This window comes from Veillonella sp. S13053-19, assembly GCF_002959835.1.
GTDB lineage: Bacteria > Bacillota > Negativicutes > Veillonellales > Veillonellaceae > Veillonella > Veillonella rogosae.
This window is the reverse complement of the sequence record NZ_PPDA01000009.1, coordinates 209,163-223,564: the sequence shown is the minus strand read 5'-3', so window position 1 is coordinate 223,564 and position 14,402 is coordinate 209,163. Positions and strand designations below refer to the sequence as shown.

Genomic DNA, 14,402 nt, shown 5'->3' with positions numbered 1-14,402 from the left:
TTAATTTCAGATTCTGAAAAAATTATTCCATATCCACTCTCATGTGAAATAATAAATCGTACTTTTACCCCCTATAGAAATATAGAATTATCAAAAGAAAATTTTAGTTTATCGATAAAAAATGAAATATTAAATTTTTTTGCACCAGAGGAAAATGATATTGCTTATGTATACTTTTATGGAGGAATACATGATTCGGCTGAAATACCAATAGAATTATTCCCCTTGTTTATTATCAAAATAAAAAATATTAGCAATTGGCTAGAATTAATAAACAAACCTAATTTTTATTGTTTAAAATTCTTTAGTAATAAAATAGATAAAGTTATAGATATATCTCTACTCGACAAAGAGGAAGATGTGTTATCTGTTTCTATTGGACTGAACGCTTAACTTTAAAAATAAATGAACTATTCCAGCAGAAGCTATCCTTTGCTTTGTATAACTTAAAGGTGTTTACCATGAAAGAATTATTAGAAAAACTAGAAAACTTACCCTCTATTTTAAGTATTGAGGATGAATTATTTTTTATTGATAGATTGCAAACATTACCTATTGATGAAATTAGGGAAAATAAAGAAATATTTAAAAGAATTATCTCAGCTATCCAAGAATCTCACCAAGACAACGGGATATTTGAAATAACAGATACAAATATTAATATTTTCTTTGAATTTGTTATCTGGATTAGAAATTTAAAAAAACTATATCACCTTGATTTTGAGAAATATATAGATGGGTTAGATACAAATTTTGATGGTTCACAACAAATTTGATCCTCAAATAAAAAAACTATACAGCAAGATGTAATGCGTAAAACTCGTGGAGGCAATAAAAGATTTACATTAAGAGAATTAAATTCACGAGGTAATAAATTTACTATTCGTTACATTCAATACCACCCAGGGAGCCCTAGGCATTATGAAGGAGCACCTTATTGGAAAATATCTTCTGGTAAAGGTGGAACACAAAGATTTCCTTCAGAATAATACGAAAGGTTGATAATGAATATTTATGATGAAATAATCCCCGCGAAGAGTTTAGGGGGAATCAGATTAAAAGACAATATTAAAAATTACTCCAGTATTATTAATAAAAATATGTTAAATGGAAAATTAAAATTTTTTCAAACTAATGTTTATTCATGCAGATATATATTTACTGATATTCCAATTGAAATTAACGTAGATATTACTTCAGGAGAAATTTATAAAATTTCTGCATTAGAAGGATATCAAGGCAAATTCAGAACTATTAAAATAGGAATACCTATTAATGATATCTTAAATTCTAATTTAGGTTTCTATTACGATGAATGTGAAGAAGCTTTTTTTTCAAAAATTATTGAAGGAATTGCACTGGAAGTTTCTGAAGATGACCCTCCGTTCGAAGAAGCTATCAAAATGAATATAAAATATATCTCTGTTTTTGATCCAACCGCTTTTGATAAATAAATTTAATTAGGTCTTGAATATTAATTCATTCTAATTAAACAGAAATTCAAATAGTCGTCCTAGGGTGAGTTGAGACCTAATGTTCCAGTAAGATTGTCTGAAAGAGGAAACCAAGGTAACGGATAGCGCATACCACCCCTTCCGCCTGCAGAACCAGTATGCTGACCGTGAGACGGGGCTGCATTACAACTTCTTCAGGTATTATGAGCCAGAATGTGGAAGATTTATTAACCAAGATCCGATTGGATTGATGGGAGGGACAAACTTTTATCAGTTTGCGATGAATGCGTTGGGATGGATTGATCCATTAGGACTATCAAAAAAAGGGGTTAAGGCTATTATAAAAACAATATCTGGAATTATTGCTGAAGGATTTAGCACAAAAGTAAAAGGTAAAAGAGGAAAAATACATCCTGTCGTACAAGAAGCTTATGATAAAGTTCCTGCCCGAAGAAGGTCTCCTTTTCATTGCAAATGTGGGGAAGCTGATGCTCTTAGCAGAATTGCAGAAGATGCAGATGCTCGGACAATTTCTGATTTAAGAAAAATCGTTAAAAACGGAACATCAGAAGCTTATGATCTTGCTGATGGTACACTTAAAGCACCGTGTAGTAGTTGTGCATGGGTATTAAAATTCTTAAGAATGAAAGGTAAAAAATAGTCATGTATGATATAAATGAAATTATGAATAATATTTCCGAGTTTTTAGAAAAAAACCAGAAAAATGAAAATTTTCTAATTAATAAGCTAAGAGATTTCCTAAAAAAATTTTATGATAATAATTCACAGATTAACATTAAAGAAAAAATATTTTTAAACAATAAAAATACCGATATATCATTAAGTTTTTTATTAGCAAGTGAAAATTATTATAACAGCTCTATATCATTAAATTCATTAATAAGTAAACGTATCCAAGCATGGAAATTATTTGATTCAAGCTCAGAAGGTTTTAGATTTTTTTTAAATCTTATTATCTATACTATGTACGATTACGAAAAGGAAGAAATTGCAAAAGAAGGAGGAGATATTGATGACTTAATTTCAATTATAATTATTGATTTACATGATATTCATCCCTCTTTGCCAACTCAGTTTGAAGAGTTCCTTATTCAGCAAACGTAGGCTAGGTCAAGACCCAACAAATGCCAAAGGTCGTCTGAAACCGACTGGCGCGATGCGCAGTACGATATGCTGTATCTGCCCGTTACCGAAACCGTCCGCTACCACTACGACTTCAACGGCAACTGTACCGCCACCGTCCTGCCCGACGGCAGACAGATCAACTACCTGTATTACGGCAGCGGCCACCTGCACCAAATCAGCCTCGACGACGAAGTCATCTCCGACATCGAACGCGACAAGCTGCACCGCGAAATCTACCGCACACAGGGTAAACTCGCCAGCCGTTACGAACTCGATCCCTTAGGCCGTCTGAAAAGGCAAATTGCCGCAATTAACGAGTTGACGCAGACCGAAACAGCTAAAAATGCAGTAACATCGGTCTATGCCGTCAACCGCAGCTACGCCTACGACAAAGCAGGCAACCTGACCCACCGCGAATTGGCCGACGGCGAAGTACAGAACTACTTCTACGATCTGCACGACCAACTGGTTATGGCGGAAATCTTCAAAAAAGACGGTACGAAAGAGACTTGGACCTACACCTACGACGCCTTGGGCAGAAGGATAGGCAAAAGGCGTCTGAAAAACGAAGAAGTTTCAGACGGCCTTGAAGAGGAAATCGGATTCGTTTGGGACGGCAGCCACCTCTTGCAGGAAGTCCACCCGGACGGCAGATATACCTATCTCTACACCGACCCGGATTCCTACGAACCCTTGGCACAGGTACACAACCGGACCAACATGGTAATAAATACTCTTTAAAGAATGCACATAAGAAGGAGAAATTATGTATTTAGATCAAGTAAACTATGAATTAAACAAACAAATCAATGATTTTGTATGTAACTCAAATGATGCTACTACGCCGGAGGAACGCATTGATATTCTGAATCAAGCATGGGAACTTTTACCTAAACCAGCCACTCAATTCGTTGAGCCTACTTCGGCAATCGCCTGTGGTATTTCAGGAAGCTATAAAAAATTAGGTGATTATCCCAAAGCTCTTGAGTGGATACTTATTGCGCTTGAGGCGCGAAAAACAGTTCCTGATGGCAGTACATTTTTATGGGCAGGTATTATCTATTACGAACTAGGTGATATGGAAAATGCCTATAAATATTTTGACCTAACTTATAATGAGCTACGTTACACACCTTTCTCTATGGAAGACAAAAAATATTGGCAATTTTATAAGCAACGTAAAGAAGAATTAAATCCTAAGAAAAAAACCAAAAAGTAAGATTCGATATTTTTAGACGATCTTTTTTGTACCGTACTTAACCGCTGCTACGCCTACGACCCGGATGTAGTATAACTAGAGGAAAATATACTATGAAATATCATATTGAAGATTTAAGAGACCAATTACATAACCATAACTGGATTGTTTTGAAAGAATCAGAAGGAAATGATTTAGATATATCAGAATATTGGACTATTCGTCATAGATACCAACCAAACAAAACTTGTACTCTAGCTTTTGAAGGAATGGATGACTTGGAAGTTTTACCAATCGAAAAAAGTTATGCATGTTTTTTATCTGAAGAGCCAGCTATATCATTATACTTTTCTAAGAGCATTAAGTTATGGAAGAGAGATTTAAATACATTCATTTTAAATCTGAATTCTTTTATAATTTGCTGATTTTAAATCCTTCAAACTATATAAAGCTAATCAAAATCCAAATAACTGTAAATGTTTCTAGCAAGCGTAGGTTGGGTCTAGAACCAACAGCCTAAAAAGGTTGTGTGAAAATTTTCAGACGATCTTTTCTTATGTGTCATCCTTACCGGCTTCGACTACAACGAAAACGGTCAGTACCAATGGAAAGTGCCGTCTAGAGAAGAGAACGCCCGAAACGGTTTGTCCGGCAGCAGACAAATCAACTACCTGTATTACGGCTGGGGCAAACTGAAGAACGAAACCAACACATCCGGAAATGCTCACCAACCCTTCCGATTGCAAAACCAGTATTGCGACCGCGAGACGGGGCTGAATTACAACCTATTCAGGTATTATTCACCTGATACGGGTCGGTTTGTGAATCAGGATCCGATTGGGTTACTTGGAGATGAGTATTTTTATACATCCAATCCAAACGTTATGATTTGGATTGATATATTAGGCTGGTTCAAGTTTAAAATATCTGCAAAGAAAATTGAATATACATTAGGATATTTTAAACATAACCAAAAGTCCGTTGATAAAGGAAACTTATCATGAAGCTATTATCTAATAAGATTAAAATTGAAATTCAAGATGATTTAAAGTTATTATGGGAGATAGAAGGTTGTATATTTACATACTCACCTATTGACTTTAATTACAATCTAATACAACTAGAAGATGGTAATTTTTTTATTATAGATAAATTCAAAGTATATTTTTTTTCATGTTCGAAAAAAGCTTTTTCTTTAATTTATGAAGCAGAATACGAAATTCAATTATATTTTTTTGATAATCAAATTTACATTACTGATGAAATTAAACTAATTTATCTATCTCATAATGGAAATATTATTTGGATATATTGGCACTTTGATTCTATAGATTTTATAGACTTTGTAGAAAAAAATAATTATCTTTCTCTACATTCTTCTAATGAAATTACAGAAATTGATAGAAATACTGGAGGAATATTAAAAAGCAAACCATAGTCTGCACAAAACCTTCAATCACAACATAGAAGCGTGTGCAGTACACACGCTGTTTCTGTTATTGTCTTCTGCTCACAAACCCTTCCGATTGCAAAATACCCTTCTCCACACTGGCATGTAGCTACTGCCAAAATGGATGGAAATCTTAGTCAAAAAGAAATAATGGGAATGGTACATTTTCTTGGAAGTACTACAAAGATAATGTAACCGTACAACATAGGAAATAGTATCATGACAACTTTAGAAAATAAGATCTTTACTTTAAAACAGAATCATTTAATGAAAAAAATGAAAGAAATTCATTTTTTGAATAATTTAATTTCAGATTCTGAAAAAATTATTCCATATCCACTCTCATGTGAAATAATAAATCGTACTTTTACCCCCTATAGAAATATAGAATTATCAAAAGAAAATTTTAGTTTATCGATAAAAAATGAAATATTAAATTTTTTTGCACCAGAGGAAAATGATATTGCTTATGTATACTTTTATGGAGGAATACATGATTCGGCGGAAATACCAATAGAGTTATTCCCCTTGTTTATTATCAAAATAAAAAATATTAGCAATTGGCTAGAATTAATAAACAAACCTAATTTTTATTGTTTAAAATTATTTAGTAATAAAATAGATAAAGTTGTCGATATATCTCTACTCGACAATGAGGAAGATGTGTTATCTATTTCTATCGGACTGAACGCTTAACTTTAAAAATAAATAAACTATTCCAGCAGAAGCAATCCTTTGCCTTTGTATAACTTAAAGGTGGTTACCATGAAAGAATTATTAGAAAAACTTGAAAATAATAGTTTTATTGATAAGGTCAGAATGGATCTTGAATTTGATGTAAAGGACTACCAAGAATTATTAAAAATTTTGAATGAAATAAAGCATTATACTCATAATCATAATCTAATTGAAAAAAGACTAGCGTCTTATTTATATGAAATACCAAAATTAACACATATTTGGTATCTCAATCTAAAAGACGATCCAAATAAAAATAAATCTTCTATTGTTAGTCAACTTGAAGATGCATGGATAGAGTTAGATTCACTAATTGGAGAAGAAATTCTTGGTCAAGGACGATAAATACCTCTTAACAAACAGTAGTCGTAGGTTAGGTCGAGTTCCGCTTAATATCAAGGTTATCTGAAATCAATTTTCAGACGACCTTTTCCCTATGCTCTCCTCACTTGCTTCAACTATACCGGCTGGGGTCTTCTGAAAAAGGACGAGCGGGTTTATAAGGATGCGAATCAGTCGTTCAGACGGCAAAACCAATATGCCGACCGTAAGACGGGGCTGCACTACAACTCTCGTTTACGACAAATATTTAACAAAGCAAATAAAAAAGTAAATAAATGATTGGAAAAACAGATTAAATGTTTTAAAAGAAAAAGCAAAAGCTGAATGTTCTAGATAGAATTGTTTGGAGAGTAAATATGAATAATCTTTTAACAAAACTTTTTTTGAAATACCAAGACTACCCTAGTTTTTTTAGTAGTAATCCAATCACTTCAGTACATGACTTAGGTTCTATGGGAGAAACATTATTAAATTTAGCCGTTAATTCTCAAGCTAAAAAAGATGTTATCTTACTAATAGAAAATGGTGCTAATATCAATCAACAAGGCGAATTAAATTTTACTCCTATTCAAAATGCTTGCCTTCACGGAAATATTGATATTATTAAAATTCTTTTAGAGAATGGTGCTAAAACAAATATAAAAAATGAGTTCGGATATGATGCAAAGCATTATGCAACGGAAGAATATCATGATAAAAAAAAGTCTAAAGAGATAATGAATTTATTGAGAAATTATAAGTAATTGAATCATATTATTGGCGAGCCAACAAAACCGTAATAAGGTCGCTGCATTACAACTTCTCCAGGTATTATGAGCCTGATGTAGGTCGGTTTGTGAATCAGGATCCGATCAAATTAAAGGGTGGGAATAATCTTTATCAATTCGCTTTTAATACTCAAATTTGGATTGATTTATTTGGCTTAAACGTAACGGGTGCTGTATTAACTGGATTAGGTACAGATGCCGCAGTTTTGGAGCCAACGGATGCAGCTCCTCAAAAAAGGGTGGGCTGGGGAGTTGCACTTACTTTAGCAGTCGTATCTGATGCAGGAATATGGGTATAATTAATGGAAAAAGAATTATTATGTATTTTAAAAAAATATGAGACACATCCTGATTTTTTGGGTGACACTATTAAAGATATAAATCAAGTAGGGGGCATGGATGATACAGTTTTACATATTGCAGCTAGAAATAATTCTTTAAATGATGCTCTTGTATTTCTTCAAAATGGGGCATTGATCGATCTTAAAGGGGACTTAGGATATACTCCCCTACATTATGCATGCATGTTTGGAAATATAGAAATGGTGAAAGTACTCCTTGATAATGGATCTGATAAAAATATACAAAATGAATTTGGAGAAAATGCTGTTAGAATTGCAATTAACTCATCCAGCGAAAATAAAGAGAAGATAGTAAAACTATTAAATAATTTTAGAAAACGTAAATAAAAAATAGATTATAAATCAATCAAATGGTGCTATACCTTAAAATGTAGAAAGTAAGACATGAAAAAAAACGATCTAATTTTATTAATTAAAAATCAAATGTCAGATAAACAACAAAATGAAATTGCTTTACATTTAAATACACTTTTACTAAGCTCGATAGAAAATCCTAGTATAGATAATGATTGTTTCATAGAATTATTTAGTTATTATTCCAACATATCCCAAGGAGAAGTAAGTGAACTATTTAATTTACTACAATCTTTAACCAAAAATGAAATCAATATAATTCATGATTTTTTAGATTATATTTCCAAGTTTATCAAAGACTTAGGACTATGTTGTGAATTTGAAAACTTTCTAACGGAGGTAAAATATATACAAGAAAGAAATTATCTGGAGGAAAAAATTGGGCCTACTTTTCCAGTTTTCAAAGTTGATAAAAATAACATCATAAGTTTTGATGATAGTGATAACTCTTATATATTTTCTATAATGCAACTATCTACTAAAACTTGGATTGAGATAACATACGATGATTTTCTCTCAATACTTGAATCACTAGAGTGGCAAGCTTTTACTAATAAGGCTTTATTATATTTTACTCCTTGCTGTTTAAAATATATTTTTTCTAATTTGTCTAAATTTCATTTATATGGTTACGTTGTTGACTTTTTATATATTGCCCTAAGAAACCAAAGTGCGATATTTAACACTACTCAAATCAAATTAATTATTGATTTTTTAAAATTAATCCAAAATTTTAACCAGGAAATTAGTGTCGAAACACAAAAAAAAATAACAAGTACTATCCAACTTTATTTATAACTTCCCGGCCTTCAAAGGTGCGGTGGGTGGCGACCGGCCGATCAATCCGATACATGGTTTGTGATTTATGGAGTATACATTTATGTTCAAATTAAAATTATTGCCCGAGGATTTTTTCAATATATGTATTAAGCGTAAAGTAGAAATTAAAAAGTTAGATAAACTTCCTAAGCTGGATAATAACTATTTGTTATTTATTGCTAAGTATCAGGAAGTAGAAATAATACCTGATATTTCTCTTTTTAATTATGAAGAGGCTTTAAATGAAAATAGATACCTAGAGTGTAATTATCCCGAAATATCAAGGTGTTTTTGGAGTATTGGACAAGCAGGACAGGGAGATGGATGGTTTTTAAATAAAATAGATAATACCATTTTCCATTATAATCATGATGCTGGAGAGTATACCAGATCTGGATTTACAAATTTAGGGATAGATTTCTCACAATTTATCCAGTTGGCTTTGTTATACAGAGATTTAGAGCACCTATTAGATGAAGGAGAGACACTTACGGATAATATAAAAACTGAGTTTATATATTCAGTAAATAGTATAAGTAATAATTTGTTTAATGTTTATCCATTTAAGTATTTTTAATTGGAATATTTAATAAATTTATTAAGCAAGTCGTAGCCCGCACAAAACCTTCAGTCCTAATGTAGGGTGTATGTGGTTCGCACACAGTTTCTGTTTTTCAGACGACCTCAATTCTTTTTCGAAGTCGTCTGAAATATTGGTTCTTTAACAATCTAGGCCAAAACCGTCTACAAATATGGTCAGGACGGTCAGGCGGTTTGTGAATCAGGACTCGATTGGGCTGTTGGGTGGGGATAATCTTTATGGAAGAGGATAGCATTATGTTGGATAGATTATATTTAATCAAATTGATTGATCAGTTAAGAAATTTTGAAGGATCAGAAGAGGATGAAGAGGTGCTCCTTGAAAAATTAGTAAATTTGGTCACAGATCCAAATATATCAGATTATATATATTGGACAGACATGAGCTCCGAGGAAATAGCTGATAAAGTACTTAGTTACAAACCTATTATCCTCCCTGATTTAAGCAATTCTTAGTCTACATGAAATTTTCACTTTTAATGTAACGTATATGTGGAATACATATATGTACTATGCGTAATAAACAACCTAAGAAGAAATGTTGATTATTTGACAAAATTATAACTGAACGGAGTAATGAAAATGAAAATTAAAAGTTTAGTTGAGAAAATGGGTGGAGTTCAAAGGTTTACATTTGAACCACTGTTTCCTACATCTAGAAAATCAATGTCTAAATTTTTAGATATTACTAGAGAAGAATTTTCAGATTATTTGGATTACCTTGAATTATTTGGTGGAGAGACAGGATTTATAAAAGAATTTAAGTTAACCCCATATAGTGATTTGCCTGAATATTGTTATCCTGATGACGATATTCCTGTAGGTGGTAATATCGAATGGAGTGGTGGTGATTTAGGTTTTTTTATGGTGAAAATATAAACTACCAAAAAAACTCCCAAATTAGTGAAAGGCTTGAAAAATACAAAAATAGAATACCAGATAATTTTCTACCAATATCAAGTAATGAATTTGGTGATTTGATTTGTCTATGTACTCAAGGAGAAAGAATTGGGCAAATTTTCTATTGGGATCACGAAAATGAATGGGATGAAGAAGATTATTTTGATGAATTTGGGGTACAAATGCCTGAAGAAGTAAAATTCCAAAATATCTATTTAATTGGTAAAAATCTATATGATTGCTTTAGCAGAATGATTCCAGTTTAATAATTAAAGCAAGCCGTAGCCCGCACAAAATCTTCAGTCTCGAAGTAGGTTGTGTGCTGTGTGAACGCACGCGTTTTTTGCTTTTCAGACAGTCTCAATCCGTTCTTTGAGACTGTCTGAAATATTGGTTCTTTAATAATCCGATTATTGATCAGCATCAAGGCCGTCTGAAACATTCGTTTTTTAAAAATTTCTCATTTAATCAATATATAGATAATGCATTACCTACACAAGCACAATCGATTTTTAAATTTTGGTATTAAGGAAAGAATGATGAACAAAATCTGTCTCTTTATTATATTAGTATTTCTTTGTTTTACTTCAGCTTTTGCAAAAGATTTTTTAGACAAAAAGGAGAGCAATATGTTAGTCAGTTCAGAAAATATGGCTCTTGAGCTTGCTGAAATATACATAAAAAACGTATATGGAAATACCGTTTCAATAAATCAAAAACCATACCGTATTATTGAAGAGAAAGATGTCTGGATCATTAATGGAGCCCCTCCACAAGCACTAGGTGGTAATTTCCATATAGTTATTTCTAAAAAAGATGGGAGAGTAGAAAAAATAACTCATTCAAAATAGCAAGCTGTAGCCCGTACGAAACCTCCAATCCCGACGTAGAGCATTGTGGTACGCACGAAGGCGGTTTCGCCTGTCTAAACCACATCAGCGAAGACAGCGAAAGCCGACAACAAATCCATTACTTCCACTGCTACCAAATCGGCATCCCGCGTGAGATGACCAATAGCGAAGGTAATCTGGTTTGGTAACTACACCGCATGGGGCGTCTGAAAGAGGAAACCAAGGTAACGGATAGCGCATACCAACCCTTCCGCCTGCAAAACCAGTACGCCGACCGTGAGATGGGGCTGCACTATAACTTTTTCAGGTATTATGAGCCAGAATGTGGAAGATTTATCAACCAAGATCCGATTGGATTGGCTGGTGGTAGTAACCTCTATTGGGCTTTACAAAACAGTCAAATGTGGGCTGACCCATTAGGGTTAAGTTCTAAAAATCGCCTGGAACATGTAATGATCCATGTGCAGGACAAGATCCTGCCGGTGAAGCGGCTGGCTGGCAAGAAGTAAGGACTATCCAGGTGTGGATAATTGGAAAAATGTTGTCCTAGAAAAAGGGACAATATTGTTTACACTGTATCCACATGGGCCGGCAGGTATGGCTTTTGCCCCTGGGAATTTTAACAAGTACTGGCAAACTTCGATCTTTCAGGAGGTAAAATTACATATGAATCAAATTAAATTATTTATACAACAAAAAAACATTGTCATCAATAATCTCTTCTTAAACTTTAATGATATTAAAGACATTAAAGAAAAAACTAAATTAATAAATTTTAAAAATATACAAGAAGGTATTTATTTATTTCAAGAAAATATTTATTACCTTGGAGAAGAAGGAAAAATATTTATCGACCTATACAAAAAGGAAATTGATATCTTATTTAATGACTATTTTTATTTAACTAAAAACATCTTAGAATCAAAAATTATTCAAAATTTTCTTAATTTATATCCTCCTTTAAAATCATATTGTGTACTAAAAAGTGCTCCAGTACTCGAATTTAAAGGCCCTGAATTGGCATGGAATTCCCTTTTGTTCATCTATGACTCCAAACAGGCGTCAATAAGGCTGAATATTTCATTCTAAAATACTACAGTAAAATAATAAGAAGTATTTATGAAAAAACCATACGAAATACACTCAGATTTTTTTAAGAAAATGATTGCTTCAGGCTGGTATGAGAATAGAGAAATTATTTTAGATTCTCTACCCCACTATTTAGAGGAGTTACCTGATAATGTAAAAAAATTTCTAAGAGAAATATGGTGTTTAACAATTAGCTATGACGCTTATTATCGTAGTAATGGACGCATCTTTCTATCTACGGTACTGCATAACTTTGGGGAAACCACATCATGGTCGAACACAGCCAGCCCGACAGACTGGTGTCTTGCTACGAATAAGACCGTTACGATACCGACGGCAAAGTGCTCAAAAGCAGCAACTACCTAGGTGAAGAATGGACGTTCGACTACCGCAAAGACCATATCGTCGTTACCGACACTTATAATACTCAGGGAATATTCCGTCCAGCTTCTTCTTGGCAGACACACCATTTAATTCCACAGGCAGTTTGGAAAGAAAACAAAATATTTTTTAATAGTTTCAGCATGAAAGGCAAAGGTTTAGGTAGAGATAGTTGGACTAACGGTTGAGCAAGTCCATATCTGTTGGAGGATGTTCATCTACCAACTCACCAAAACGATTAGATTAGGAGGATATTATGAAAAAGTTATTAGTGTGGGGATATGCTCTGCAAAGCATGGATAAAGCAGAAAAAATGGGGTTGCCACGAGTAAGTAGTGGAGTCCTAGGTATATCAGAGGAATTCAACCCTAAAAAAACGCATCCTGATTTTGACTTTCCATGGAGTTGGTTCGTAAAGGGACAAGAAATTCCTCCAATGCCTGAAAAGGTTTATATCTGCTTAAAGAAAGCAAGAGGTGTTACTTTTGATTTTCTTCCATATAATGATTTCTTTATCATGTCAGCACGTTTTTTGGAATTTATAAAAAAATATGGGTTTGATCATGATTTTGGAATGAGTAAAGCAATTATTGTCAATACAAAAGGTGAGTTATTGACGAACGAAGTCTATTATTTAGTAAGAATAGTTGATTGGGAAATTGAGGATGAAATTGTTTACCCAGATTTAGCATTAGATGAAGATGATTTTTCACTGGAGGCATATACTAATTCAGATAAGGATATTTTATTGTCTTCCAATTATAATTATTCAGGAGCATTTATGGTGTCAGAAAATTTAAAAGAAAAAATATTGGAAAACTTTTCTTTGCCTTTTCTTTATTCTTTGGAAGAGTGGAAGGAATTAAATAATTCAGACTTTTATTGGGATTAATAAGATATATAACATTTTGAATTATGAGGTATTATATGATTGAAACAACTAAAGATATGATTTCTGTGTGGATGGGGACATCTTTTAAAACACCTGATGAGTTTAATGAATATACAGATGGAATGGAGGACTCAGATTCTCATTGTCCAGCTTTTGCAGATTTTGGAGTTTCATTTATTGATTCCGATTATTTTGTGGCATTCCAGACAGATAATGGAGAAATTGTGCCAGTTGAAGTGTTAGCAGAAGAAGTTGGGGCACACTCCAATAAAGTTATAAAGGATATTGTGAAAGTAGCAAAAGAGAAAGGAATAAATGAAGGTAATTCATTATATTACTATTCTAATGCAAAATTTTATGAGGAAAATCCAGGTAAACTTTACAATGATCTGAAGTTTATAGGAACTTTTAAAGACCCAAGAAAAAAATATCGCTAGTGATAGTGAAACATTAGTTAGGATAACGACCGTCTGAAAGTTGTTTTGCAGAGGGCCTTAAACAATTAGATTAACGGCAATCTGATAGTTGCACCATCGACTACTCCTACGACCCGTTTGGACGGCGCCTTTCCAAAGAATGCCAAGCAAATTAAACGAGAACTAAGTCAAAGTTACAAGTATTTCAGAGAACTAGGAGCACTTTAAAATGAATAGACATGAATTAGAAGCCTTATATACTTTAAATAATCCTGCTACTAGCCAAGCTATAAAAATGTTACCTTCAGAGTGGCATATTTTATATCCTTCATATCTTCAATTTTTAGAACTAAGTAATGGATTATTTGGAGATGAGATAACCCTTTTGGAAGCCGAGGATATCCAACAAAGGAATATTGACTATGAAGTAAAAGAATATTTGCCGAATTTTCTTATGATTGGAGATAATGGTGGCGGGGTTGCCATTCTGATGGATAATAAAAATCAAAATATTTTTGCTGTCGGCATGGGAGTAATGAGTGAAGACTCCTTAGAAAAAATATCATCTTCTTTAGAAGACTTTCTATTAGTAAAAAAAGGAATGTTTAATTATTAGCAAGCCGTAGCCCGCACAAAATCTTCA

At 32.9% G+C, this 14,402-nt stretch carries 29 protein-coding genes; all 29 read left to right on the top strand.

Going from position 1 to position 14,402, the window contains the following annotated elements; translation table 11 throughout:
* On the top strand, nucleotides 1–393 hold a 393-nt coding region (locus VEHSUH06_RS06510), incomplete at its 5' end, for a hypothetical protein (RefSeq protein WP_105098227.1).
* A gap of 68 nt (nucleotides 394–461) precedes the next feature.
* A complete protein-coding gene (locus tag VEHSUH06_RS06505) occupies nucleotides 462–776 on the top strand; it encodes a hypothetical protein (RefSeq protein ID WP_199179759.1) in 315 nt (104 codons plus the stop codon).
* 33 nt (nucleotides 777–809) lie between these two features.
* Complete coding sequence (locus VEHSUH06_RS10845; RefSeq protein ID WP_233187897.1) at nucleotides 810–989, top strand: hypothetical protein; 180 nt, start codon at nucleotides 810–812, stop codon at nucleotides 987–989.
* Between the two features lie 15 nt (nucleotides 990–1,004).
* On the top strand, nucleotides 1,005–1,454 hold the full coding sequence (locus VEHSUH06_RS06500) for a hypothetical protein (RefSeq protein ID WP_105098226.1): 450 nt from the start codon (nucleotides 1,005–1,007) through the stop codon (nucleotides 1,452–1,454).
* Between the two features lie 97 nt (nucleotides 1,455–1,551).
* Nucleotides 1,552–2,115, top strand: a complete 564-nt coding sequence (locus VEHSUH06_RS10790; RefSeq protein WP_255404225.1) for an RHS repeat-associated core domain-containing protein — start codon at nucleotides 1,552–1,554, stop codon at nucleotides 2,113–2,115.
* 23 nt (nucleotides 2,116–2,138) lie between these two features.
* Nucleotides 2,139–2,579 carry a hypothetical protein gene (locus VEHSUH06_RS06490; RefSeq protein WP_146251403.1) on the top strand — a complete coding sequence of 147 codons (441 nt, stop codon included), beginning with the start codon at nucleotides 2,139–2,141 and terminating at the stop codon, nucleotides 2,577–2,579.
* A gap of 66 nt (nucleotides 2,580–2,645) precedes the next feature.
* Nucleotides 2,646–3,341 (top strand): RHS repeat domain-containing protein, encoded by a 696-nt coding sequence (locus VEHSUH06_RS06485; RefSeq protein ID WP_199179755.1) that lies wholly within the window; start codon nucleotides 2,646–2,648, stop codon nucleotides 3,339–3,341.
* Between the two features lie 25 nt (nucleotides 3,342–3,366).
* A complete protein-coding gene (locus VEHSUH06_RS06480; protein ID WP_105098223.1) occupies nucleotides 3,367–3,819 on the top strand; it encodes a tetratricopeptide repeat protein in 453 nt (150 codons plus the stop codon).
* 92 nt (nucleotides 3,820–3,911) lie between these two features.
* Nucleotides 3,912–4,223 carry a hypothetical protein gene (locus tag VEHSUH06_RS06475; protein ID WP_050774472.1) on the top strand — a complete coding sequence of 104 codons (312 nt, stop codon included), beginning with the start codon at nucleotides 3,912–3,914 and terminating at the stop codon, nucleotides 4,221–4,223.
* 186 nt (nucleotides 4,224–4,409) lie between these two features.
* Nucleotides 4,410–4,802, top strand: coding sequence for an RHS repeat-associated core domain-containing protein (locus VEHSUH06_RS10975; RefSeq protein ID WP_105098222.1), 393 nt, complete (start codon nucleotides 4,410–4,412; stop codon nucleotides 4,800–4,802).
* Entirely contained in the window at nucleotides 4,799–5,236 is a 438-nt protein-coding gene (locus VEHSUH06_RS06465) for a hypothetical protein (protein WP_105098221.1), read from the top strand. The genes VEHSUH06_RS10975 and VEHSUH06_RS06465 overlap by 4 nt, the downstream gene beginning before the upstream one ends.
* Before the next feature lie 231 nt (nucleotides 5,237–5,467).
* The gene (locus VEHSUH06_RS06460; RefSeq protein WP_105098220.1) at nucleotides 5,468–5,944 is read left to right on the top strand and encodes a hypothetical protein; all 477 of its coding nucleotides are present in this window, start codon (nucleotides 5,468–5,470) and stop codon (nucleotides 5,942–5,944) included.
* A gap of 69 nt (nucleotides 5,945–6,013) precedes the next feature.
* The gene (locus VEHSUH06_RS06455; RefSeq protein ID WP_105098219.1) at nucleotides 6,014–6,331 is read left to right on the top strand and encodes a hypothetical protein; all 318 of its coding nucleotides are present in this window, start codon (nucleotides 6,014–6,016) and stop codon (nucleotides 6,329–6,331) included.
* Between the two features lie 353 nt (nucleotides 6,332–6,684).
* The gene (locus VEHSUH06_RS06450; RefSeq protein ID WP_054747028.1) at nucleotides 6,685–7,071 is read left to right on the top strand and encodes an ankyrin repeat domain-containing protein; all 387 of its coding nucleotides are present in this window, start codon (nucleotides 6,685–6,687) and stop codon (nucleotides 7,069–7,071) included.
* Complete coding sequence (locus VEHSUH06_RS06445; RefSeq protein ID WP_199179766.1) at nucleotides 7,071–7,394, top strand: RHS repeat-associated core domain-containing protein; 324 nt, start codon at nucleotides 7,071–7,073, stop codon at nucleotides 7,392–7,394. The genes VEHSUH06_RS06450 and VEHSUH06_RS06445 overlap by 1 nt, the downstream gene beginning before the upstream one ends.
* 3 nt (nucleotides 7,395–7,397) lie before the next feature.
* Complete coding sequence (locus tag VEHSUH06_RS06440; protein ID WP_105098217.1) at nucleotides 7,398–7,784, top strand: ankyrin repeat domain-containing protein; 387 nt, start codon at nucleotides 7,398–7,400, stop codon at nucleotides 7,782–7,784.
* Between the two features lie 57 nt (nucleotides 7,785–7,841).
* A complete protein-coding gene (locus VEHSUH06_RS06435; RefSeq protein ID WP_105098216.1) occupies nucleotides 7,842–8,609 on the top strand; it encodes a hypothetical protein in 768 nt (255 codons plus the stop codon).
* Between the two features lie 82 nt (nucleotides 8,610–8,691).
* On the top strand, nucleotides 8,692–9,207 hold the full coding sequence (locus VEHSUH06_RS06430) for an SMI1/KNR4 family protein (protein WP_105098215.1): 516 nt from the start codon (nucleotides 8,692–8,694) through the stop codon (nucleotides 9,205–9,207).
* 242 nt (nucleotides 9,208–9,449) lie between these two features.
* A complete protein-coding gene (locus tag VEHSUH06_RS06425) occupies nucleotides 9,450–9,686 on the top strand; it encodes a hypothetical protein (RefSeq protein WP_233187895.1) in 237 nt (78 codons plus the stop codon).
* A gap of 126 nt (nucleotides 9,687–9,812) precedes the next feature.
* Entirely contained in the window at nucleotides 9,813–10,109 is a 297-nt protein-coding gene (locus VEHSUH06_RS10785; protein ID WP_199179753.1) for a hypothetical protein, read from the top strand.
* Nucleotides 10,106–10,396 (top strand): SMI1/KNR4 family protein, encoded by a 291-nt coding sequence (locus VEHSUH06_RS10970; protein ID WP_199179765.1) that lies wholly within the window; start codon nucleotides 10,106–10,108, stop codon nucleotides 10,394–10,396. Before VEHSUH06_RS10785 ends, VEHSUH06_RS10970 begins: the two co-directional genes overlap by 4 nt.
* Nucleotides 10,397–10,759: 363 nt before the next feature.
* Nucleotides 10,760–10,981, top strand: coding sequence for an NTF2 fold immunity protein (locus VEHSUH06_RS06415; protein WP_199179752.1), 222 nt, complete (start codon nucleotides 10,760–10,762; stop codon nucleotides 10,979–10,981).
* On the top strand, nucleotides 10,978–11,169 hold the full coding sequence (locus tag VEHSUH06_RS10965; protein ID WP_199179764.1) for an RHS domain-containing protein: 192 nt from the start codon (nucleotides 10,978–10,980) through the stop codon (nucleotides 11,167–11,169). The genes VEHSUH06_RS06415 and VEHSUH06_RS10965 overlap by 4 nt, the downstream gene beginning before the upstream one ends.
* A 9-nt stretch (nucleotides 11,170–11,178) precedes the next feature.
* A complete protein-coding gene (locus VEHSUH06_RS06410) occupies nucleotides 11,179–11,490 on the top strand; it encodes an RHS repeat-associated core domain-containing protein (RefSeq protein WP_199179750.1) in 312 nt (103 codons plus the stop codon).
* Between the two features lie 157 nt (nucleotides 11,491–11,647).
* Complete coding sequence (locus VEHSUH06_RS06405; protein WP_146251402.1) at nucleotides 11,648–12,070, top strand: hypothetical protein; 423 nt, start codon at nucleotides 11,648–11,650, stop codon at nucleotides 12,068–12,070.
* A gap of 30 nt (nucleotides 12,071–12,100) precedes the next feature.
* Nucleotides 12,101–12,436, top strand: coding sequence for a hypothetical protein (locus VEHSUH06_RS10770; RefSeq protein WP_199179748.1), 336 nt, complete (start codon nucleotides 12,101–12,103; stop codon nucleotides 12,434–12,436).
* 271 nt (nucleotides 12,437–12,707) lie between these two features.
* Nucleotides 12,708–13,343 (top strand): Imm43 family immunity protein, encoded by a 636-nt coding sequence (locus VEHSUH06_RS06385; protein ID WP_105098211.1) that lies wholly within the window; start codon nucleotides 12,708–12,710, stop codon nucleotides 13,341–13,343.
* Nucleotides 13,344–13,378: 35 nt separating this feature from the next.
* Nucleotides 13,379–13,780 (top strand): immunity 22 family protein, encoded by a 402-nt coding sequence (locus VEHSUH06_RS06380; protein ID WP_105098210.1) that lies wholly within the window; start codon nucleotides 13,379–13,381, stop codon nucleotides 13,778–13,780.
* A gap of 208 nt (nucleotides 13,781–13,988) precedes the next feature.
* On the top strand, nucleotides 13,989–14,375 hold the full coding sequence (locus tag VEHSUH06_RS06375) for an SMI1/KNR4 family protein (RefSeq protein ID WP_105098209.1): 387 nt from the start codon (nucleotides 13,989–13,991) through the stop codon (nucleotides 14,373–14,375).
* Nucleotides 14,376–14,402 lie beyond the last annotated feature (27 nt).